This is a genomic window from Nocardia sp. NPDC050712, assembly GCF_040654295.1.
Taxonomy (GTDB): Bacteria; Actinomycetota; Actinomycetes; order Mycobacteriales; family Mycobacteriaceae; genus Nocardia.
In genome coordinates this window covers 1,749,206-1,769,830 of sequence record NZ_JBFAHT010000002.1, presented here as the reverse complement: position 1 = coordinate 1,769,830, position 20,625 = coordinate 1,749,206, and the positions used below count along the sequence as shown (strand labels likewise).

Below are 20,625 nucleotides of genomic sequence, written 5' to 3'. Positions count from 1 at the left end.
TCAGCCTTTCGTGGTGGGGTGGGAGTCGCGGCCGGGAGTCCAGCCGAGTTCGACGGAAACGGCCTCGGCCGCGGCGCGGACCTGGGGGAGCCGGGCCAGCACCTGATCGTGGTCGAGCAGCATGTCGGGCACCGACATGGAGACCGCGGCGACGACCGCGCCGGTGCCGTTGCGGATCGGGACGCCGATGCAGTTGACGAAGGTCTCGTGCTCCTCGTGGTCCTCGGCATAACCCTGTGCGACAACGAGATCCAGCTCGGCCAGGTACTGCTCGGGGGTCTGGATGGTGCGCTCGGTGAACTTGCGGTACTCGATCCGCTCGGCGACGGCCGCCCAGTCCGCGCGCGGCTGCGCGCTGACCAGCACCTTGCCGACCGCGGTGCAGTGCAGCGGCGCGGGCCGCCCGATCCGGGAGTACATGCGCACACTCTGGATCGCGTCGAACTTGTCGATGTAGATCGCCTCGCCGGACTCGTAGGTGGCGAGGTGGATCGTCTGCCCGGTGGCCGAATTCAGCGCGCTCAGGTGCGGGCGCGCCAGGGTGCGGACATCACGCTGTTCCAGCGCCTGGTTGGCCAGCTCGAACAGTCGGGAGCCCAGGACGTAGCGGTGGTCGCCGTCGTGGGTGACGAAGCGCTGCGATTCCATGGTCTGCAACAGCCGCAGCACCGTCGACTTGTGCACGCCGAGCTCGCCGGCCAGCTGATCCAACGATCGCGCGTCGGTGCCCAGGGAACCGAGGATGGTCAACGCGCGCAACAGACTCTGACTCATAACGTCACATTCTCGGCTACCGCCGCGTCGGCGTAATCGACGCGGGCCCAATCGGACTCGGTGCCCGCGGCGAGCGCCGCGAGCCGGTGCGCGGCCGGTAGCTCGGCCACATCCCCGGTTCCGGTCAGCGCGGCCGCGGCGCACAGGTGCCCGAAGCGCAGGCGCTGGTCCAAGGGCCGCCCGTGCAGCAGCGCCGCCAGGTAGCCGCCCGCGAAGGCGTCGCCGGCGCCGATCCGCTCGGTGATCTCGAGGGCGAGCGCGGGCACCTCGACCCGGTCCGGGCCGGCGAAACCGGTGACCGAGTGCTCGTTGTTCTTGACGATCAGCTGGGCGGGTTCGGGGAACAGGGCCCGCAGCCGGTCGGCGTCGTCGGTACCGAACACCGCACCGGCCTCGTCGGCTCCGAGGAAGACCACGTCGCTGCCGCGGACGTGCCGGGCCAGGATGTCGGCGGCCGCTCCGGTACGCCCGGCCCACAGCGCCGGGCGGTAGTTCAGGTCGAAGCTGATCAGGCGGCCGCGCCGGGGGAGCGCGATCAGCGCTTCGGTGAGGCCGGTCGCGTCGGCTGAGAGCGCGGTGGTGATCCCGGTGAAATGCACGAGGCGGCAATCGTCGAGCAGGGCGGCCGCGGCCGCGAGATCGGCGGTGGACAGGGCGCTGGCCGCGGAACCGTTGCGGTAGTACAGCATTCGGCTGTCCCGCGCGGCCAGATCGGTCGCTCTGCCGGACCCGCTGCCGCGCTCCTTGACATAGATCGCGGTGGGCCGGGCGGGATCGGTCCGCACGGCGGAGACGTCGACCCCGCGGGCGGCGAGATGCTGGGTGAGATAGCGGCCGAAACCGTCGTCGCCGACCCGGGAGATCCAGGCGGCGTCGACATCGAGCTGGGTCAGCACGGTCGCCACATTCGCCTCGGCGCCGCCCGCGCTGCGCTCGAAGGTTGCCGACTCCTCCAGCGGGCCCGGGTGCGCCACCAGAACCGCGAGCCCCTCACCGACTGTCACCGCCCGTGGGCGAGGCGACGTAGTAGGCCACGTCACTGCAATCTCCCTTCTGCCCTTGCGGCCACCGGCCATCGCATGCAGAATAACCACACCAAACACGATGTGCAACAAGCGTTGCAAAATGTGCAATGCATGACATGCATAACTGTCGGCGGAGAATCCGCGGGAAGGAGCGACGTGGCGATCGACGAGAAAGCCGTTGCCGCACTGAACGATCGGACCCTCGGTCCCGAGCACAAAGGCCTGCCGCCCGCGGCCTGGGGCCGGACCGTCCGGCAGTTCCTGGACTCTGCGCCGCGCCTCGCCGACTTCGAAACCCCGGTGCTCACCGTCGACCGGTCGGCCGTCGCCGCCAACGTCGCGCTGCTGGCCGACTGGGCCGGCGCGGCCGGTGTCCGGCTCGCCCCGCACGGCAAGACCACGATGTCGCCGCAGCTGTGGGCGCGCCAGCTCGCTGCGGGCAGCTGGGGCCTCACCTTCGCCACCATCTGGCAGGTCCAGGTCGCGCGGTCCTTCGGCGTCGGGCGCGTCATGCTGGCCAACGCGCTGGTCGACCCGGTCGGATTGGCCTGGGTCGCCGCCGAAACGGCACAGGATCCGGCCTTCGAGTTCGTCTGCTGGGCCGACAGCGTCGAGACCGTCGCGGTAATGGACGAGCAGCTGCGTTCCGCGCCGGGCGCGGCGGTCATCCGGGTGATCGTGGAATTGGGCGGGCCGCACGGCCGCACCGGTGCGCGCACCGTCGAGCAGGCGCACGCCGTCGCGGCCGCGATCGGACGTTCCGAGCGGCTCAGCCTGGCGGGCGTGGGCGGCTACGAAGGCGCGCTCGCCCACGACCGCACCCCCGCCGGTCTCGCCGTGGTACGCCGGTATCTGGACGAGGTGGCGCGGCTGCATCGCGAACTCGCCGCCGCCGGAGCCTATTCCGATGGCGCGATCGTGACGGCGGGCGGCAGCGCCTATCCGGACCTGGTCGTCGAAGGGCTGGCCGAGTTGGCGGACGAGCAAGGCGCACACGGGGTTCCGACCACCGTCGTGCTGCGCTCGGGCGCCTACATCATCCACGACGACGGCTTCTACGCCGGGATCTCGCCGCTGGCCGCCGCGCGCAGCGAACGTCCGCTGCGGTCGGCCATGCACGGCTGGGCCCGGACCGTCTCCCGGCCCGAGCCCGAACTCGCACTGCTGGACGCGGGCAAGCGCGACCTGCCCTTCGACGAGGGGCTGCCGGTTCCGCAGCACCTCGCGGTGCCGGCCACCGTGTCGGCGCTCAACGACCAGCACGCTTTCCTGCGGCTGCCCGGCGGCACGGCCGCGGACGTCCCGGTCGGCACCGTGGTGCGACTCGGGCTCTCGCACCCGTGCACCGCCTTCGACAAGTGGCGGCTGATCCCCGTCATCGACGACGCCGACGCCGACGATCCGCGCGTCGTCGACCTCCTGCACACCTTCTTCTGACGAGCGGGCGACATGACCGACCTGGTTTTCCGAAACATCGACATCATCGACGGCACGGGCGCGCCCCGGCGCCGCGGTGACGTCCACCTCGCGCGCGGCCGCATCGACGCGATCACCGCACCCGGCACGTTCACCGGTGCCGCGACGGTCGTCGACGCCGTACCGGGATCGGTCCTCGCACCCGGCTTCATCGACATGCACGCCCACTCGGATCTGCATCTGCTCACCGATCCGGGGCATTTCCCGAAGGTGAGCCAGGGCATCACCACCGAGGTCATCGGTCAGGACGGGCTGTCCTACGCCCCGATCGACGAGCCGAGTCTCGCGGTGCTGCGCCGCCAGATCGCGGGCTGGAACGGCAATCCCGTCGACCTGGACTTCTCCTGGCGCAGCGTCGCGCAGTATCTGGACCGGCTCGATCAGGGCATCACACCCAATGCCGCCTACCTGGTGCCGCAGGGCACACTGCGGCTGCTGGTCGTGGGCAGCGAGCAGCGCCCGGCGACAGGCCCGGAGCTGGGCCGCATGCGAGACCTGCTGGCGCAGGGGCTGAGCGAAGGTGCGGTCGGCATGTCGAGCGGGCTGACCTATACGCCCGGAATGTACGCCGACACCGGCGAATTGACCGCGCTGTGCGAGGTGCTGGCCGACTACGGCGGGTACTACGCCCCGCACACCCGCTCCTACGGCAAGGGCGCGCTCGAGGCGTATGCCGAGATGATCGAGCTCGCGCGCCGTACCGGCTGCGCACTGCACCTCACCCACGCCACCATGAACTTCGGTGTGAATCGCGGTCGCGCACCGGAATTTCTGGCGCTGATCGACGCCGCCCGCGCCGAGGGGTGCGACATCACCCTGGACACCTACCCGTATCTCCCGGGTTCGACCACGCTGTCGGCGCTGCTGCCCAGCTGGGCGATGTCCGGCGGGCCGGACGCGGCACTGGAACGCATCGACGACCCGGCCGCGCGGGCGCGCATCGCCCTGGACGTCGACCTGCACGGCTCCGACGGCTGCCACGGCGTCACGGTCGAGTGGGAGACCATCCAGATCAGCGGTGTCGCGAACGCCGCGCTGGATCGCCACGTCGGCAAGACGGTCGCCCAGATCGCCGCCGACAGCGGCATCGCGCCGGTCGAGGTGTTCTTCGATCTGCTGCGGCGCGACCAGCTGGCCACCACGATCCTGCAGCACGTGGGCCACGAGGAGAACGTGCGCGCGATCATGGCGCACCCGGGTCACATGGGCGGCAGCGACGCCCTGCTCGTGGGCGACCGGCCGCATCCCCGCGCCTGGGGCACCTTCCCGCGCTACCTCGGCCGCTACGTCCGCGAACTCGGCGTGCTCGGCCTCGAGGACTGCGTGCACCATCTGACCGGCCGCCCCGCCGAACGCCTCCGGCTCGCCGACCGCGGCCACCTGTTTCCCGGTTACGCGGCCGATCTGGTGCTGTTCGACCCCGAAACCATCACCGACACCGCGACTTTCGAACAGCCCAAGCAGCAGGCGCGCGGCATTCAGCACGTACTGGTCAACGGCGAGTTCGTGATCCGGGACGGCGCGCCGACCGGCGCGCTGGCCGGGCGCGCGCTGCGCATGGACACCTCGCGAAAGGAGACAGCGTGACCGAGCCGAACGCCATGGAGGTGATCCGGGCCGACCGCGTACTGAGCGTGGTCCGCGCGCCGGAGATACCCGATCCCGTCGCCCTGGCGGAAGCCTTGGCGGGCGCCGGAATTCGCGCGCTGGAGCTGACGTTCACCACGCCGGGCGTGCTCGGCTACCTGAGTGCCGCCGGTGCCGCCGCCGGCGCGGTGGTCGGCGTCGGAACCGTCCTGCACGCCGACCAGGCCGCCGCCGCCATCGATCACGGCGCGCGGTTCCTGGTGACCCCCGGCATCCGCGCCGAGGTCGCCGCCGTCGCGGTCGCCCGCGGCATTCCGGTGGTGATGGGCGCGTTCACCCCCACCGAGGTGCTCACCGCACTCGATCTGGGCGCCGCCGCGGTGAAGATCTTTCCGGCCCGGGCCCTGGGCCCCGGCTACCTGAAAGACCTGCGCGGGCCCTTCCCTGATGTGGCGCTCATCCCTTCGGGGGGCGTCAACGCGGGCAACGCCGCGCAATTCCTTGCCAGCGGGGCCGTCGCGGTCACCGCGGGCACCGATGTCGTTGCTCCGTCCGACGTCGCCGCGGGCCGATGGTCCGACATCGCCTCGCGCGCGGCGTCATTCGTTCGATCCATGAAGTGAGAGGTACCCCGGCATGACCGCCGCCGTCGACTGGCTTCGCACCACCACACCGGGGCTCCTGGTGCTGTGTGGGCTCGCGATCGCCGTACTGCTGTTCGCCATCATCAAAGTCAAACTCGAGCCGTTCATCGCGCTCCTACTGACCGGGCTCGGGCTGGCACTCGCCGCCGGCCTGCCGGTCTCCAAGATCGTCGGCACGGCGATCAAGGCCGGTGATTCGCTGCTGGAGACCGGCTTCGGCGGCATCCTCGGCCACATCGCCGTCATCATCGGACTCGGGACCGTGCTCGGCGCGATCCTCGAACAATCCGGTGGCGCCGACGTTCTCACCGGCCGATTGCTGAAGATCTTCGGGGAGCGTGGCGCCCCGGTGGCCATGGGTCTGCTCGGGCTCATCTTCGGCATTCCCGTGTTCTTCGACATCGGCATCTTCGTGCTGGCCCCGCTGATCTACGTCGCCGCCAAGCGCGGCGGGCGGTCGCTGGTGCTGTACGCGATGCCGATGCTGGCCGGTCTGTCGATGACGCACGCGTTCCTGCCGCCGCACCCGGGGCCGGTCGCGCTGGGCGGGCTGCTCGGGGTCAGCCTGGGCTGGTTGATCCTGATGGGATTCATCTGCGGCATCCCGGGATTCATCGCCGCCGGCCTGGTCTGGGGTAGCTATATCGGTAAGCGGGTCATCGTCGAGGTGCCCGACGAGTTCCTGGTGCGGGCCGACGGCTCGCGCAGCGGCGAGCACACCGCCGAACCCACGGCCAAGACCGGCGACGGGCCCGGGACCGCGACCGATCCGGACAGCGTCACTGCGACGCAGCGGCCGCCGTCGGTCGGACTGATCGGCGGGATCATCGCGATCCCGTTGATCCTGATCCTCGGCGCCACCTTCGGAACGCAGCTGCTCGACCAGGATTCACAGCTGTTGCAGGTGCTGACGTTCCTGGGCACGCCCGCCGTGGCGCTGCTGATCGCGGTGCTCATCGCGTTCTACGTGCTCGGAGTCCGGCGCGGATCCAGCGTGCAGGAACTGAGCACGCTGACCGCGGAATCGCTGCGGCCGGTCGGCATGCTGCTGCTGGTCGTCGGCGCGGGCGCGTTCTTCGGCAAGGTCATCTCGGCCACCGGCATCGGCACCGCGCTGGCCGACACCATGTCCGCGGCCGGGCTGCCGGTGATCGTGCTCGCCTACATCATCAGCTGTGGCCTGCGCATCGCCCAGGGCTCGGCCACCGTCGCCATCGTGACCACCGGCGGCATCGTCGCGCCGCTGGTCACCGGGCACGGGTACTCGCAGATGTCGATCGCGCTGATCGCCATGGCGATCGCGGCGGGGTCGATCATCCTCAGCCACGTCAACGACGGCGGGTTCTGGATCATCGCGAAGTACTTCAACCTGACCGTGAAGCAGACCTTGCAGACCTGGACGGTGCTGGAAACCATCCTGTCGGTGGTGAGTTTCGCGGTGGCGGCGGTGTTGTTCGCGATCGTGAGCTGAGAGCGATTTCCGCCCGGCCCGGTCCGGGGGTTCCGCCCCTGGGCCGGGCCGGTGCGTTTGTCAAGATCGTTTCCAAGCCCGGATGCCGGGTAAATCCCGATGTCGAGGGCAGTGACCATGTCACCGCTCCGCTGACCGAAGGGATTCGATGGTATGAGGGTGTCTCCACCGGGCCGACGTCGTCCGCTGCTCCCGCGCCTGCTCGCGGGAGCAGCGGTTTTCGTTTTGCTGCCGGCGCTCGGCGCCTGCGGGCGCGCCGATTCCGCGCAGCCGTCCGCGCAGAAGTTCTACGACCAGAAGGTGTCGTTCGGACCGTGTACGGGCTACGCCAAGACCTCCACCGACGACAAGGCCGTCACCGCCGATCCGGCGTTCCAGTGCGCGCGCGTGGAAGTGCCGGTGGACTACCAGGATCCCGACGGCCCGACCATGCGGATCGCGCTGCTCAAAGTGCCTGCGCGCGGTGAACGCATCGGCTCGTTGCTGCTGAACCCCGGCGGTCCCGGCGGACCGGGCATGGGTATGGCCGCGCTCGGTGCGAAGACCTTCGCGAACAGCCCGGTCACCGAGCGGTTCGACCTGATCGGCTTCGACCCGCGCGGCGTCGGCGCCTCGACCCCGGCCGTCGACTGCTTCAGCGACGCCGAACTCGACACCGGCAAGGCCGCGACCGTCACGGTCGGCTACGGAACCCTGACCGAGCAGGACAGCCGCCGCACCGTCGAGCGGTGCGCCGAAGGATCCGGCGGCAAGAACGTGCTGGCCCATCTCGGCACCCGGGACGCGGCGCGCGACATGGACATCCTGCGCGCGGTGCTCGGCGACGAGAAGCTGAGCTTCCTCGGCCAGAGCTACGGCACCCGCCTGGGCGCGGTCTACGCCGAGATGTTCCCGCAGAACGTGCGGGCGCTCGTGCTCGACGGCGCGGTCGACCCGAGCCTCGGCACCGTCGAGCGCCGGATCTTGCAGTTCACCAGCTTCCAGCGCTCGTTCGACGTGATGGCCGCCGACTGCGCGACCCGGCCCGACTGCCCCCTCGGCACCGATCCGGCCAAAGCGACCGAGGTGTTCCAGAGCATCGTCCGCCCGCTGATCGATCAGCCGATCACCGTCGCGGACGGCCGGAAACTCGACTTCAACGCCGCCTACGGCGCGGTGACGGCGGGGCTCTACGACTCCGCGGTGTGGCCCGTGCTCTTCAAGGGCATCGCGGAAATCAAGGCCGGGCACGGCGAGACCCTGTTCAAGGTGAGTGACGCCTTCGGCGGCCGTGATCCCGAAGGGCACTATCCCAACTTCACCGAGGCCACCTACGCGATCAACTGCCTGGATGAACAGCGGAACACGCCCGCGCAGGAAGTCGACCTCAAGCGCCGGATCCAGCAGGTGGCGCCGTTCACCGACTCCGGGCGCGGGCCCGAGGGCGCGCGCGATCCGTGTGAATTCTGGCCCGCCGAACCGACTCTGGGCTATCCCTACGCCGCCGGGATCGAAGGTCTGCCGGCGACGCTGACGATCTCGGTCACCGGTGATCCGTCCACGCCGTACTCGGGTGGGGTGAAGCTGGCCGAGACGCTCGGCGGCGCGTTGCTCAGCGTGGAAGGCGAGCAGCACACGGTGGCGTTCTCGGGGGCCAGTCCCTGTGTGAATCAGGCGGTGGCCGACTATCTCGTCGACCTGAAGACGCCTGCGGAGGGTGCGCGCTGCACCCTGTAGTTCGTCGGTCTCTATAACTTTCGTCAGGGGTCGGTGCGGTCGATCGGCGGATTCGCCGGGCCGCGCCGATCCCTAGCGTCGTAGGCATGTTCAGAATCCTGGTCGCCCTCGCCGTCGTAGCCGGTGTCGTTCTGGCACCGGGTGCGGAGGCGCACGCGATGCCGAATTCTCCGCTCTCCGCGGCGGTGATCGACGACTATCTCGAAGAAGCGCTCGCGGGAACGGGGTTGCCGGGGCTGGCCGCCGTGGTCACCCACGGTGATCAGGTCGTCCATGCCGGTGGCTACGGGCACGAATCCGATGGTGAGCCGGTCACCGGGGCGACACCGATGCGGATCGCCTCGCTCAGCAAGTCGGTGACCGCCACGGCGGTGCTGGTGCTGGTGGAGCAGGGGCGGCTCGCGCTGGATCGCCCGGTCGCCGAGCAGCTGCCCGGGTTCGCATTGGCCGACTCGCGCGCCGGCTCGGTGACGGTGCGCCAACTGCTTAATCAGACGTCGGGGCTGACGGATTCGACGGTCGACATCGGGCGGGTGGGGGCGGCCCGGTCGCTCGAAGAGTATGTGTCGCTGCTGGATACCGCCGAACTCGCGACCGATCCCGGTACGCACTTCAAGTACTGCAACGTGAACTACAACATCGCCGCTCGATTGGTCGAGGTCGCCAGCGGCCAGAGTTTCGCCGCGTTCCTCGAGCAGCGGGTGTTCGGGCCGCTCGGGATGGTGGGCAGTGCCGTCAGCGCCGAGGAGGTCAGCCCCGCGGACGGTTACAACTCGCTGTTCGGCGCGTGGGTGTCGCGGCCCGAGTTGGCCGGGTTCCTCGACGGCAGCGGTAGCGGCGGTGTCATCACCACGGCGGCCGACCTGGGTCGTTTCTTGATCGCGCACAACGGCGGCGGTCCGCGGCTGCTGAGTCAGGCCGGTCTCGACCTCGCGCACGCGTCGTCGGCGGTCGACGAGTACGCGATGGGCTGGTCGCCGGAGCGGGTGGGTGCGGGTCCCGCCCTGCTCGTGCACAGTGGGAACCTGTTCACCTACAGCGCGTTCCAAGCGATCGACCCCGTGACCGGATACGGGTTCGCGGTGCTGGCGAACAGCGCCGCGCTGCACGACGACACCTACGACATCGTGATGGGCCTGGTGGCGCTCAGCCGGGGTGCGGCGCCGGACGAGATCGGTGGTCAGCGGCAGCTGTTCGAGCTGGTTCTCGGCGTACTCGCGGTCGGCGGCCTCGGGCTCGGGGTGCTCGGGGTGGTGCGGTCGCGCCGGTGGGCGCAGCGGCGTGCCGGACGGGCGTGGTGGCGGGTCGGGCTCCGGCTGCTGCCGGCGGTGGTGCCCGTCGTGGTGTTCGCCGCGTTGCCGGCCGAGATCTCCTTCCTCAGCGGCGGCAGGGCTGTGACCTGGGCTCAGCTCACCTACTTCGCCGCGCCGCTGACCCTCACCCTGCTCGTTCTCGCGGCCGCCGGGGCGGCGACGATGACGTTGCGAGTGCTCCGGCTGCGCTCGGTAAGGTCGGCGGAATGAAGTACAGCGCTCTCCTCGCGATCACGGCGGCGGGCGGCGCGCTGAACGGACTTGCGATGGACGGGCTTCCGGCCTGGCGCCAACTGCTGTTCGCGCTGCTCTTCGCGGCCGCCTACTTCCAGGGCCGCCGCCTGCCCGAACGCCACGGCGGGCCGATCGTGCTGGTCGCCCTCGCGGCCTCGGCACTGGTCGTCGTGATCGATGTCGCCGAGGCGGTCGGCGCGGTCATGTCGCTCGCCCTGTTCGTGGCCCTGCCCTGGGTGGTCGGCCGGTTCCGGCGGCAACAAGCCGAACTGCTCGCGGTCGGCCAGGAACGAATCCGGCACCTGGAGCAAACCCAGGAACTGGCCGCCGACAGCGCCCGGCTCCGCGAGCGGGCCCGCATCGCCACCGATATGCACGACTCCCTCGGCCACGAACTGGCCCTGATCGCCCTGCAGGCCGGCGCCCTCGAGCTCAGCACCGAGCTGGCCGAACCGAACCGTCAGGCCGCGAGTCGCCTTCGCGCCTCGGCGGTTACCGCTTCCGACGAGCTCCGCCGAACCGTCAGTGTGCTCCGTGCCGACACCGTCGAGGGTGTCGAGCCGCCGAGCATGTCGGTCGACGCCCTGATCGCTCGGGCTCGAACCGCGGGCATGATGGTCGACCTGGTCGACAGCGAGCCACGCGGCGATCTGCCACCACTGGTCGAATCGGCGGTTCGCCGCGTTGTGCAGGAGACACTGACGAATGCCGCGCGGCACGCGCCCGGTGCGGGGGTGCGGATCGAGATCGAGCGGCGCGGTGACGAACTGGGTCTTGTGGTCACCAACCCGATAGCCACGTCAACAGCGGGCTCCGATGCGGAGGCCGACGCAACGGCGAGTAGTGCGAGTTTTGGCGTGAAAACGGCTGGCGCTGGTCGGGATTCGAAAGTAGGTGGCGGCGTCGAGACGGCTGTGGCAACTCCGGGTGTGGGACCCGAGTGGGCTGAGCCAGCGGTGGGAATTGGTGTCGGGGCTCGGGGGATCGGTGGCACTGGGCGGGGCGGGGGAACTGGCGGCAAGGGGCATGGTGTGCTGACCGGCAGTGATGGGCGCGGCGCCGGGACCGGGAGCGGACTGCTGGGTCTCGCTGCGCGAGTACAGCTGCTGGGCGGGACCTTTCGGGTCGACGACGGCCATGCGAATTTCACGGTCGTCGCGTGTATTCCGGTGACGGCTCCGGTCCGGGCGGGCGCGAGGTGATCCGGGTTCTGCTGGCCGACGACGAGGCCATGATTCGGGCCGGAGTGCGGGCGATTCTGGCCAGTGATCCCGGCATCGAAGTGGTCGCGGAAGCCGCGGACGGACGGGAGGCCGTCGCGCTGACACAGGTGCACCGGCCCGATGTCGCGCTGCTCGATATCCGGATGCCGGAACTGGACGGGCTCGGTGCCGCCGCCGAGCTACGCGAATCTCGGCCCGAGGTCGCGGTGGTCATCGTGACCACGTTCGACGAGGGCGACTACGTCGCGCGTGCACTGGCCGCCGGAGTGAAAGGGTTCCTGCTCAAGGCATCCGATCCGCGTGAGCTGCTCATGGGCGTCCACGCGGCGGCGAACGGGGCGGCCTTCCTGTCGCCGCGCATCGCCCACCGCGTGATCAGCGAACTCAGCGGAGACACGTTGGAGCGCAAGAGCGCCGCGCGCGAGCGGGTGGCGAGCCTGACGCAGCGGGAACGCGAGGTGCTGACCCTGCTCGGCCGGGGCCTGTCCAACCAGGAGATCGCCAAGCACCTCTTCATCGCCGAGGGCACGGTGAAAGCCCACGTCAGTGCGATTCTGCACCGTGTCGGGGCGGGTAACCGCGTGCAAGCCGCGATCCTCGCGCACGAGGCCCGGCTCGTCGACTACTGACGTTTCGTCATTCGTGCTCGGCGCCGATGCTGTGCAGGATCTCGTGGATGATCGGATCGTCCAAGCGGTTGATCACCGAACGGCCGACCCTGGTCGAGGTGACGCAGTCCTCGTGCCGCAGGATCCGCAGCGCCTGGGAGACGGCGTTCTCGCTGCGCCCGGTGGCCTCGGCCAGCTCCCGGACGGTGCTGCCGGGGGAGCGGTGCAGGCACAGCAGGATTTCCAGCCGGTTCGGGTCGGCCAGCAGGCCGAAGCGGCGGGACCAGGCGTGGATATCGACATTCCGGATCGCGTGCCGTCCACGCTCGATCGGCGATCCCTGTATGGATTGCGGTTCACCCATGATGATGCTCAGCGTAGCCGGACGGCACATCCGGGATATCATCTGTCGATCTGAACAGATGAACGGATGAGAGGGCTCCTGATGAGGGGAAGACCCGGGGCGTTGCTCGGTGCCTTGGCGGTACTGGCGGCAGCGGTGTCGGCGTGCGGCGCACCCACTGCGGCCCAAGGGGATTCGCTGATCCTGGCCGATGCCCACGAACTGGGCGGCTACAACCCGATCGCCGGATACGGAGCCGCCGGCGAAGCGAAGATGTACGACGGCCTGCTGCGGCCGACCGGCGGCAACGGTCTGTCCGCGTTCGAACCGGCGCTGGCGACCGAACCGCCGACGGCGGACCCGACGGCGACCACCTGGACCGTCAAGCTGCGCACGGGCGTGCGGTTCAGCGACGGTTCGGCTTTCGACGCCGAGGACGTGGCGGCCACCTATCGCGCGATTCTCGATCCGGCGTCGGCGTCGGAGGCGCGCTCCTCCTTCGAGATGATCGACCGTGTCGAGGCGCTCGACCCGGGTACGGCCCGGTTCACGCTGCGCTACCCGTACTCCGCGTTCCCGACGAAACTGCTGATCGGCATCGTCCCCGCGGAAGCCGTCGCCGTGCCGGGCCCGGCCGCCGAATCCCGGCTCAACAGCGAACCGGTCGGCACCGGACCGTACAAGCTCACCCAGCTCACACCGGACCGCGCGGTCCTCGAAGCCAACGAGAACTATTGGGGCCCCGTGCCGCAGGTCAAGAAGCTGACACTGCTGTATGTGCCCGACGACAACACCCGGGCCCAGCGGATGGCGGCCGGCGAACTCGACGGCACCTCGCTGCCGCCGCTGCTGGCGCGCACCTTCGACAAGCGTGGCGGTGTCACGGTGTCGTCCAATACGTCGGCGGACTGGCGCGGCGTCTCGCTGCCGGAAGGCGATCCGGTCGCGGGCGATCCCGCCGTCCGGCGCGCGCTGAACCACGCGGTCGACCGCCAGGCGATCATCGACAACGTGCTCGGCGGCTACGGCCGCGCGGCGTATACCCCGTTCCCGGAGGTGTACGGCGCGTCCTACAACCCGGGCGCGGTGTTCACCTTCGATCGCGGCCTGGCCGCCTCGATCCTCGACCAAGCGGGTTGGCGACCGGGAGCCGACGGCATCCGCCAGAAGGACGGTCGCCGTGCGGCTTTCACCGTGATGTACAACTCCTCCGACACCCTGCGCCGCGACCTCGCGCAGGCCTTCGTCTCCGACGCCCGCCGGGTCGGCATCGAAGTCGATCTGGCGGCGCTGTCGTGGGATCGGATCGAACCGCGCGTGGACCGCGACGGGATCCTGCTCGGCGGCGGTGACGAGCCCTACGATCCGGACACCCAGGCCTACAAGACGCTGCACTCGTCCTACCTGAAGCCCGAGGTCGGCAGCCCGTACGACAACGCCAGCCGGCACGCCAACCCCGCCTTCGACACGCTGCTGGACAAGGCGCGGCGCAGCACCGACGCGAACGAGCGGGCCGCGGCGTATCGCGACCTGCAAACCGCGTTCGTGGCGGATCCGAGCTATGTGTTCCTGGTGTTCCTCGACCACGTCTATGTGGCCGAGGACTCCGGCTGGTCCACGTCCGGTCCGGTGCTGGAACCGCACTCGCACGGTGTCACCTGGGGGCCGTGGTGGTCGTTGCAGACCTGGACCCGTCGTTCGTGACAGCATCGATCAGCCTGCGGCGCAGCCGTTTCCGGGGGCGCGGGCTGGGTCCGATGATCGGCCGGCGGCTGCTCACGGTGCTGCCGGTGCTCGCGCTGGTGTCCCTGGGGTTGTTCGCGGCCGCCGCGGCCTCGCCGTTCGACCCGCTGGTCGGCTACCTGGGTGACCGCTACGTGACGACCAGCCGCGCCGACCGGGACCTGATCGCCGGTCAGCTGGGCATGGACGTCCCCTGGTACGACCTGTACGGCCGCTGGGTGCACGGCCTGGTCTCCGGCGATCTCGGCATCTCCCGAACCTACGGCCAGCCGGTCAGTCAGGTGCTCGCCGAACGCCTTCCGTGGACGATCCTGCTGGTCGGCGTCGGCATGACGGCCGCGATCCTGCTCGCGCTCGGCGCGGGCGTGTGGTCCGGCATGCACCGCGGCGGAAGGATCGATCGCCTGATCGCCGCGGCGTGTGTAGCGGTGCAGGGCCTCCCGCCGTTTGTGCTGTCGCTGAGCGCCATCGGCATCTTCGCGGTCGGCCTGGGCTGGCTGCCCCCCGCCGGCGCCACCGACGCCGGCGTCGAACCGAGCCTCGCCCAGGTCACCCGGCACCTGGTACTACCGGCCGTGGTCCTGGCGATCTCCCAACTACCCTGGCTATTGCTGGCAGTCCGAGAATCGGTCTCGGCCAACCGCGGTGAGGACTTCGTCGCCGGCGCCGCCGCCCGCGGCATCGACACCCCCACCATCGTCCGCCGCCACATCCTCCCCACCTCCCTGGGCCCCTTCGTCACCATCCTCGGCGTCCGCCTCCCCGAAATCGTCGTCGGCGCGGTCCTGGTCGAGGAAATCTTCTCCTGGCCGGGCATCGCGGGCGCCTTCGTCCGCTCAGCCACCGACCTGGATATGCCCCTGCTCGCACTCCTCACCGTGGGCGCAACCGGTGCGGTGCTGCTGGGTTCGCTGCTGGCCGATATCGCGTGTGCGGTACTCGATCCGAGGGTGCGGGCTGATGGCTGAGCGGCGAGAAATGGTCGCGCCGCCCACAGTAGGAAGGTCTGCTGCGTTGCCGCTGGTTGATATCGCCTGTGCAGTATCGGTTTCGGGGGTGCGGGCCGATGGGTGAGCGGCGGCGGCTGGCCTTGGCGGTCGCGGTGCTGGTGACGGTGGCGGCGTACGCGTTGCTGGTGCCGTGGGTGAGCGATGTCGATGACCGGATCACGGATTTCGCGTTGGCGCGCCAGGCGCCGTCGGGGCTGCACTGGTTCGGGACCGATGCCGCGGGGCGGGATCTGTTCGTGCGGATCGCCGCGGCTATTCGGGTGTCGCTGCTGGTGGCAGTTGGGTCCGCGTTGTTGGCGACGGTGCTCGGGCTGTTGGTCGGGACGTTGTCGGCGTTGGCGGGTGGCTGGTTGGACCGGGTGGTGATGCGGGTGGCGGATACCGCGAACGCGCTGCCGCATCTGCTGCTCGGGATTGTGATCGTGGCGCTGTTCCGGGGGAGCGTGGTGGCGGTCGTGTTGTCGATCGGGCTGACGCACTGGGTGCAGGTGGCCCGGATCGTGCGGGCGGAGGTGCTCGGGTTGCGGGATCGCGAGTACATCGCGGCGGCTCGGCTGGCGGGCGCGGGGTGGGGTCATGTGCTGGCCCGGCATCTGCTGCCCGCTGTCGCACCGCAGGCGTTGATCGCGGTGGTGCTGCTGTTGCCGCACGCGGTGTGGCACGAGTCGACGCTGTCGTTCCTGGGATTCGGGTTGCCGCCGCACGAACCGAGTCTGGGGACCCTGCTCGCGGAAGCGCGGAGCTCGCTGCTGCTCGGCGGATGGTGGACGCTGGTGTTCCCGGCCGCCGTGCTGGTGCTGGCCACGCTCGCGGTGGCGGTCGCCGGGTCGGCGCTGCGCACCATGCTCACCCCGCCGAAACCGTCGAAAGTGCCGCGATGACCGCCTCCGAACTCACCGCGCCCCCCGCGACCGGCCTGGGGATTCGAGATCTGACCGTGCGAATCCCGTTGCGGCCCGGTGCCGTGGTGCACGCGGTCACCGAGGTGAGCCTGGATGTCGCGCCCGGCATGGTCACCGCCCTGGTCGGGGAATCCGGGTGCGGGAAGTCGATGGTCGCCGCCGCCGTGCTGGGGATGCTGCCGTCGAACTCGCAGGTCACCGGAACCGTCACGCTCAGGCTCGGCGCGAGGTCCGTGAATGTGCTCGCGGATGCCGGGTCCTATCGGGGCCGCAATGTGGCGCTCGTGCCACAGTCTCCGGCAACACATTTCACGCCCGTGCGCACCATCGGGTCGCAGCTGGCCGAGACGATCCGCGCGGTCGGCACCGGCTACACCTGCGCGGAACTGGCGGCGCGCGCCGATTTCCCGGAATCCGCGCTGACGCGCTACCCGCACGAACTCTCCGGCGGGATGGCGCAGCGCGCGGCCATCGCCGCCGCGCTCGCGGGCGACCCGGAGGTGATCGTGGCCGACGAGCCGACCTCCGGACTGGACCGCGCACGCACCGACCGGACCCTGAAGTTGTTGCGGCGCTGCGCCGATGACGGTGCGGCGGTGCTGCTCATCACCCACGACCTCGGCGCACTGGCACGTACCGGCGTTGCCGACCAGCTCGCGGTGATGTACGCCTCGCATCTGCTGGAGACCGGCGCCGCCGCCGCCGTCCTCGACGACCCGTGGCACCCGTACACCCGCGATCTGCTCGCCGCCCTGCCCGCCCGCGGCATGCATCCACTTCCACACCCGCCCCCGGAGTTGACGAACCTCTCCCTGGACCGCCCCTATCTCGGCCACGGCGCACTGATCGCCAAGGGGCCGCGCATGATTCGTGAAGGGGAGAGGTAATGCTCGCCGCCACCGCCGTAACCGCCGGATACGGCACCGAAACCGCGTTCACCGACCTCGATTTCACCGTGACACCGGGCCGGGTGATCGGCCTAAGCGGTGCATCCGGCTCGGGCAAAACCACTCTCGTGCGCGTCCTCGCGGGTCTGCTGAAACCCGTTTCCGGCACGGTCACCATGGACGGCGAGCCCCTGCCGAAGCGCGGCACCGACATCGCGGTCGTCTTCCAATCCCCGCGCACCGCCACCAATCCCCGCTTCACCCTGGCCCGCATCATCGCCGAACCGGCCACGATCCGCGGCGAACGCCACCCCGACCTGGCCGCCCTCGCCGCCACGGTCGGCCTCACCCCCGACCTCCTGAACCGCCGCCCCCACGAGGTCAGCGACGGCCAACTCCAACGCGCCTGCCTGGCCCGCGCCCTCGCCCAGCGCCCGCGCTACCTGCTCTGCGACGAGGCCACCGCCATGCTCGACGCCGCCACCACCGCCGCCATCATGCGCTCGATCATCACCCGCGCCACCGACGACACCATGGGCGTCCTCCTCGTCAGCCACGACGAGGACCTCCTGGCCGCCTGCTGCACCGAAACCGCCACCCTGCCCGAAGGAGCCGTCATCCCCTAGCGGCCTGGACGCTGCGTCGAAGCAGTCGGCGGAAATATCGCTCGGATTCGCACCGCGCAGCCCTGAGTGCGGGTGGCCGTCGCGACTGGCCCAACTCGCGAGGTGCACGATCCGGGCATCGCCTAGAGGGTGAGGGCGCCGGCGATGACGTTCCAGAGACGTTCGGCCGCTTCATCGGTAGACGGGCGGGGGACGCGGCGTAGTTGTTCGGCGATGCCGTAGCGGAGGGCGCCGATGATGCAGGCGCCGGCCAGGTCGGCGTCGATGCCGGGGTCGATGTCGCCGTCGAGTTGGCCCTGGTGGATGTTGCGGCCGGCGGCGGCGGTGAGGCGGGTGAGGCCGCCGGTTTCGAGTTCGGCGATTTCGGGTTCGCGGACGATGCGGTTGAGGAGGAGTTCGGCCAGCGGGTCGCCGAAGTGGTAGGCGACGAAGTGGTGGGTGCGCAGGCGTTCGCGCTCGGCCCAGGAGACGTCGGCGGGGAGGGTGTCGTCGGCGATGGCGGCGACCAGCCCCGCGTGGAATTGCTCGTAAACCGCTACCAGGAGACCGGCTTTGGAGCCGAAGTGGTGATAGAGGGCGCCGGTGCTGAGGCCGGAGCGGCGTTTGAGGGCGTGCAGGTCGACCTGGCCGTCGCCTTCCAGGAGCTCGGCGCGCGCCGCGTCGAGTAGTTGTTGACGTCCCAGGGGTGCGCGTGCCACAGTCGGAACAATAACAGAACTCAGTTATGTTTCGGATCGGAGAGCGTCATGAGCGCCGAGGTTTCTTCCATCGTCGACCTGGCCGGCGATCTCGCCGGGAAGTACCGGCGCACCGAAAGTGCCGGGGGCGCGGTGGATCCCGCGGTGGTGGACGCGGATCTGGCCGCCGTCCGCCGCGACGGCTACGTCATCCTCGAGGGCCTGCTGCGGCCGGACGAGCTGGGGGAGATCCGCGGCGAGGTGGGGCCGCTACTGGCGCGGACCGGGCGCAACAACTTCGAAGGCCATGCGACGCAACGGATCTACAGCGTGCTGAACAAGACCCGCAGCTGCGACCGGATCGTCGACCACCCGCGCGTGCTGGCGCTGCTGGATCGGCTGTTCCTGCCGAACTATCTGCTGTCGATGCTGCAGGTGATCAATATTCTCCCCGGCGAGACCGCGCAGATGCTGCACACCGATGACAGTTTCTACCCACTCGCGCGTCCCCGCCCGGCGCTGGGCGCGGCCACCATCTGGGCCATCGACGATTTCACGGCCGACAACGGCGCCACCGACATCGTGGCGGGCAGCCACGAGTGGGGCGACGGTCTGCCGCCCGCCGACGCGCCGCGCATCCCGGTGGTGATGCCCGCCGGTAGCTGCGTGTTCTTCCTCGGCACCCTCTGGCACGGCGGCGGCGCCAACCGCTCGGCACACCCGCGCCTGGCGCTCACCGCCCAGTACTGCGAACCGTGGCTGCGCCCGCAGGAGGCGTTCACGCTGTCCACCACGCACGAGGTGGTCCGCGCGGTCAGCGAGGACATCCGCCGCATGCTCGGCTACAGCATCCATCCGCCGTTCATCGGCCAGGTCGACGGCATGCACCCGAAACGGCTGCTGGAGTAGGGCGTTCAGCCGAAATTCAGCGGCCACCGCCCGCGGCCCACCCGCGCGCCAAGCTCCACCACTAACGGTATCCCGCCCTCGAACCAGGCACGATGCAACTCCCGGACCCGGCTCGCCGTGGGCCGCCCGGGGCGATGGAACGCGCTCTCCAGGTAGTCGAACGGATGCACCCGCTCACACAGCGCCGCGCGGGCGGCGGGCCACTCGTCCGCCCGCAGTTCCCGGGCGACACCGTCGAAGACGCCGCCGGTCAGCTGAATACGTACCCGCGGCTGCGCGCGGAGGTTCTTGTACCAAAGGGCGTGTGCGCCGCGAATCGAAACGAGGTAGACGAGCTCACCGGCGCGGGCGGTTTTGACGGGGGTGTGCCGGGCTTTGCCGGTGCGGCGGCCGGTGGTGGTGAGCACGCCGACGCCGGCCGGTAGCCACAGCAGGAACCACGGCATGTGGACCGCGTGCAGCGTGCGCGCGAAGACCCGCGCGGCGCGCGGACTCGGCGATCCGGCCCGGCGGAATCGCTCGGGGACATATCGACCGTCGCGGTAGCGCAGCGACTCGGGAACCGGGTCCCCCGGGAACTCGCCCACCCCGTCTCCTGCCGCTCGGATCCTTCCAATATCGCACCGCGGAAGAGCACCGACAAGCGACCCCCGGAAACTTCCACCCTGTAACAACCGGCCTGGTTCTCCGAATGACATGGAGCACTTGCGATTTGGGTCGGGGATTTAGCTGCTCTGGCAGCGGGGAAGAGGTTGACGATGCGAGCAGGTACCCGATTACGGGCAACACTGGGCGTGCTATTGGCTCTGATCACCATGGCGTTGCTGGCAACGTCTTGCACGGCAACGGATTCCGGCTCGGCCACACCGGCATCGAGCACGACGACCAAGACCTCGGCCCCGTCGAGCACCAAGACCTCGACGACAGCGCTTGCGGCACAGAACGATCCCGGCACGGCGCCCGCGCCGAACAATCCGGCGGCCGACCCGCCGGCTTCGGCGCCCGGCACCGATCAGTGCGGCACCATCGTCTGCGGGGAGAACCCGAACCCGCCCGGCACCGACAACTGCGGCCCGGGGACCTGCGGAAACCCGCCGCCGACCGCCGCACCCGGCGGCACCGACGAATGCGGCATCGTCGTCTGCGGGGAGTGGCAGAAGTGCACGGAACGTCTCGACTACACCGGAGATCCGCGCTCGGCCGACGAAATCAATGCCCTCGAGCGGGACGGCAGGTGCCCGTGGCCGATCAAGGCCACGACCACCAGCTCGCCGACGGCGGCGCCGACGACCACGGTGACCACCGCCCCGCCGACCACGACCTCGTCCGCAACCGCGACACCCTCGGTGACGGCGACCCCTGAGGATTGATCCGTGAGCGGGGGATCTGCGCGAATTTCTCGCCGGAATGGCGGCGCCGCATTCGAACCGGATAGAGACACGCTATCGATTCGGTCG

20 protein-coding genes are annotated in these 20,625 nt (G+C 70.0%); 15 read left to right on the top strand and 5 right to left on the bottom strand.

Annotation, left to right across the window (positions count from 1 at the left end):
• Together AB0H76_RS19130 and AB0H76_RS19125 are read right to left on the bottom strand one after the other, a co-directional pair.
• Positions 1-774, bottom strand: coding sequence for an IclR family transcriptional regulator (locus AB0H76_RS19130; protein WP_357325219.1), 774 nt, complete (start codon positions 772-774; stop codon positions 1-3).
• On the bottom strand, positions 771-1,778 hold the full coding sequence (locus AB0H76_RS19125) for a sugar kinase (RefSeq protein ID WP_357325216.1): 1,008 nt from the start codon (positions 1,776-1,778) through the stop codon (positions 771-773). Before AB0H76_RS19125 ends, AB0H76_RS19130 begins: the two co-directional genes overlap by 4 nt.
• A 132-nt stretch (positions 1,779-1,910) precedes the next feature.
• On the opposite strand from AB0H76_RS19125, the gene AB0H76_RS19120 reads away from it, so the two are divergent.
• The 8 genes from AB0H76_RS19120 (at position 1,911) to AB0H76_RS19085 (ending at position 12,092) form a co-directional block, all read left to right on the top strand.
• A complete protein-coding gene (locus AB0H76_RS19120) occupies positions 1,911-3,236 on the top strand; it encodes an amino acid deaminase (RefSeq protein WP_357325213.1) in 1,326 nt (441 codons plus the stop codon).
• A gap of 12 nt (positions 3,237-3,248) precedes the next feature.
• A complete protein-coding gene (locus AB0H76_RS19115) occupies positions 3,249-4,862 on the top strand; it encodes a D-aminoacylase (RefSeq protein ID WP_357325210.1) in 1,614 nt (537 codons plus the stop codon).
• Complete coding sequence (locus AB0H76_RS19110) at positions 4,859-5,485, top strand: bifunctional 4-hydroxy-2-oxoglutarate aldolase/2-dehydro-3-deoxy-phosphogluconate aldolase (RefSeq protein ID WP_357325208.1); 627 nt, start codon at positions 4,859-4,861, stop codon at positions 5,483-5,485. Before AB0H76_RS19115 ends, AB0H76_RS19110 begins: the two co-directional genes overlap by 4 nt.
• 13 nt (positions 5,486-5,498) lie before the next feature.
• On the top strand, positions 5,499-6,977 hold the full coding sequence (locus AB0H76_RS19105) for a gluconate:H+ symporter (RefSeq protein ID WP_357325205.1): 1,479 nt from the start codon (positions 5,499-5,501) through the stop codon (positions 6,975-6,977).
• Between the two features lie 153 nt (positions 6,978-7,130).
• Positions 7,131-8,693: an alpha/beta hydrolase gene (locus tag AB0H76_RS19100; RefSeq protein WP_357325201.1), complete on the top strand. Its 1,563-nt coding sequence runs from the start codon at positions 7,131-7,133 to the stop codon at positions 8,691-8,693.
• 86 nt (positions 8,694-8,779) lie between these two features.
• Complete coding sequence (locus AB0H76_RS19095; RefSeq protein ID WP_357325198.1) at positions 8,780-10,216, top strand: serine hydrolase domain-containing protein; 1,437 nt, start codon at positions 8,780-8,782, stop codon at positions 10,214-10,216.
• Positions 10,213-11,442, top strand: a complete 1,230-nt coding sequence (locus tag AB0H76_RS19090; protein WP_357325195.1) for a histidine kinase — start codon at positions 10,213-10,215, stop codon at positions 11,440-11,442. The genes AB0H76_RS19095 and AB0H76_RS19090 overlap by 4 nt, the downstream gene beginning before the upstream one ends.
• Positions 11,400-12,092: a response regulator transcription factor gene (locus AB0H76_RS19085; RefSeq protein ID WP_357325192.1), complete on the top strand. Its 693-nt coding sequence runs from the start codon at positions 11,400-11,402 to the stop codon at positions 12,090-12,092. Before AB0H76_RS19090 ends, AB0H76_RS19085 begins: the two co-directional genes overlap by 43 nt.
• Positions 12,093-12,099: 7 nt before the next feature.
• On the opposite strand, the gene AB0H76_RS19080 is transcribed toward AB0H76_RS19085, so the two are convergent.
• Positions 12,100-12,435 (bottom strand): metalloregulator ArsR/SmtB family transcription factor, encoded by a 336-nt coding sequence (locus AB0H76_RS19080; protein WP_357325189.1) that lies wholly within the window; start codon positions 12,433-12,435, stop codon positions 12,100-12,102.
• Positions 12,436-12,516: 81 nt separating this feature from the next.
• Between AB0H76_RS19080 and AB0H76_RS19075 the strand changes: the two genes are divergently transcribed.
• From AB0H76_RS19075 to AB0H76_RS19055, 5 genes are all read left to right on the top strand, one after another.
• The gene (locus AB0H76_RS19075; RefSeq protein ID WP_357325187.1) at positions 12,517-14,118 is read left to right on the top strand and encodes an ABC transporter substrate-binding protein; all 1,602 of its coding nucleotides are present in this window, start codon (positions 12,517-12,519) and stop codon (positions 14,116-14,118) included.
• 53 nt (positions 14,119-14,171) lie between these two features.
• On the top strand, positions 14,172-15,125 hold the full coding sequence (locus AB0H76_RS19070) for an ABC transporter permease (RefSeq protein ID WP_357326252.1): 954 nt from the start codon (positions 14,172-14,174) through the stop codon (positions 15,123-15,125).
• Between the two features lie 98 nt (positions 15,126-15,223).
• Positions 15,224-16,048, top strand: a complete 825-nt coding sequence (locus tag AB0H76_RS19065) for an ABC transporter permease (RefSeq protein ID WP_357325184.1) — start codon at positions 15,224-15,226, stop codon at positions 16,046-16,048.
• The gene (locus AB0H76_RS19060; RefSeq protein WP_357325181.1) at positions 16,045-16,956 is read left to right on the top strand and encodes an ATP-binding cassette domain-containing protein; all 912 of its coding nucleotides are present in this window, start codon (positions 16,045-16,047) and stop codon (positions 16,954-16,956) included. The genes AB0H76_RS19065 and AB0H76_RS19060 overlap by 4 nt, the downstream gene beginning before the upstream one ends.
• Positions 16,956-17,582 (top strand): ATP-binding cassette domain-containing protein, encoded by a 627-nt coding sequence (locus tag AB0H76_RS19055; RefSeq protein WP_357325178.1) that lies wholly within the window; start codon positions 16,956-16,958, stop codon positions 17,580-17,582. The genes AB0H76_RS19060 and AB0H76_RS19055 overlap by 1 nt, the downstream gene beginning before the upstream one ends.
• 122 nt (positions 17,583-17,704) lie before the next feature.
• Here the strand turns inward: AB0H76_RS19055 and AB0H76_RS19050 are convergent, their stop codons facing one another.
• Positions 17,705-18,280, bottom strand: a complete 576-nt coding sequence (locus AB0H76_RS19050) for a TetR/AcrR family transcriptional regulator (protein WP_357325175.1) — start codon at positions 18,278-18,280, stop codon at positions 17,705-17,707.
• A gap of 48 nt (positions 18,281-18,328) precedes the next feature.
• On the opposite strand from AB0H76_RS19050, the gene AB0H76_RS19045 reads away from it, so the two are divergent.
• Complete coding sequence (locus tag AB0H76_RS19045; protein ID WP_357325172.1) at positions 18,329-19,168, top strand: phytanoyl-CoA dioxygenase family protein; 840 nt, start codon at positions 18,329-18,331, stop codon at positions 19,166-19,168.
• A 5-nt stretch (positions 19,169-19,173) separates the two neighbouring features.
• Here the strand turns inward: AB0H76_RS19045 and AB0H76_RS19040 are convergent, their stop codons facing one another.
• On the bottom strand, positions 19,174-19,755 hold the full coding sequence (locus tag AB0H76_RS19040; RefSeq protein ID WP_357325169.1) for a nitroreductase family deazaflavin-dependent oxidoreductase: 582 nt from the start codon (positions 19,753-19,755) through the stop codon (positions 19,174-19,176).
• A 171-nt stretch (positions 19,756-19,926) separates the two neighbouring features.
• Here AB0H76_RS19040 and AB0H76_RS19035 point away from each other — a divergent pair, with 171 nt between their 5' ends.
• A complete protein-coding gene (locus tag AB0H76_RS19035) occupies positions 19,927-20,538 on the top strand; it encodes a hypothetical protein (protein ID WP_357325167.1) in 612 nt (203 codons plus the stop codon).
• Positions 20,539-20,625 lie beyond the last annotated feature (87 nt).

What these genes read in the sequence shown, in the direction of transcription:
- AB0H76_RS19075 (WP_357325187.1), top strand. Translation starts at nt 12,517, where the DNA reads ATGAGGGGAAGACCCGGGGCGTTGCTCGGTGCCTTGGCGGTACTGGCG.
- AB0H76_RS19065 (WP_357325184.1), top strand. Translation starts at nt 15,224, where the DNA reads ATGGGTGAGCGGCGGCGGCTGGCCTTGGCGGTCGCGGTGCTGGTGACG.
- AB0H76_RS19115 (WP_357325210.1), top strand. Translation starts at nt 3,249, where the DNA reads ATGACCGACCTGGTTTTCCGAAACATCGACATCATCGACGGCACGGGC.
- AB0H76_RS19070 (WP_357326252.1), top strand. Translation starts at nt 14,172, where the DNA reads ATGATCGGCCGGCGGCTGCTCACGGTGCTGCCGGTGCTCGCGCTGGTG.
- AB0H76_RS19045 (WP_357325172.1), top strand. Translation starts at nt 18,329, where the DNA reads ATGAGCGCCGAGGTTTCTTCCATCGTCGACCTGGCCGGCGATCTCGCC.
- AB0H76_RS19080 (WP_357325189.1), bottom strand. Translation starts at nt 12,435, where the DNA reads ATGGGTGAACCGCAATCCATACAGGGATCGCCGATCGAGCGTGGACGG.
- AB0H76_RS19130 (WP_357325219.1), bottom strand. Translation starts at nt 774, where the DNA reads ATGAGTCAGAGTCTGTTGCGCGCGTTGACCATCCTCGGTTCCCTGGGC.
- AB0H76_RS19120 (WP_357325213.1), top strand. Translation starts at nt 1,911, where the DNA reads ATGACATGCATAACTGTCGGCGGAGAATCCGCGGGAAGGAGCGACGTG.
- AB0H76_RS19090 (WP_357325195.1), top strand. Translation starts at nt 10,213, where the DNA reads ATGAAGTACAGCGCTCTCCTCGCGATCACGGCGGCGGGCGGCGCGCTG.
- AB0H76_RS19105 (WP_357325205.1), top strand. Translation starts at nt 5,499, where the DNA reads ATGACCGCCGCCGTCGACTGGCTTCGCACCACCACACCGGGGCTCCTG.
- AB0H76_RS19035 (WP_357325167.1), top strand. Translation starts at nt 19,927, where the DNA reads ATGCGAGCAGGTACCCGATTACGGGCAACACTGGGCGTGCTATTGGCT.
- AB0H76_RS19095 (WP_357325198.1), top strand. Translation starts at nt 8,780, where the DNA reads ATGTTCAGAATCCTGGTCGCCCTCGCCGTCGTAGCCGGTGTCGTTCTG.
- AB0H76_RS19055 (WP_357325178.1), top strand. Translation starts at nt 16,956, where the DNA reads ATGCTCGCCGCCACCGCCGTAACCGCCGGATACGGCACCGAAACCGCG.
- AB0H76_RS19100 (WP_357325201.1), top strand. Translation starts at nt 7,131, where the DNA reads ATGAGGGTGTCTCCACCGGGCCGACGTCGTCCGCTGCTCCCGCGCCTG.
- AB0H76_RS19060 (WP_357325181.1), top strand. Translation starts at nt 16,045, where the DNA reads ATGACCGCCTCCGAACTCACCGCGCCCCCCGCGACCGGCCTGGGGATT.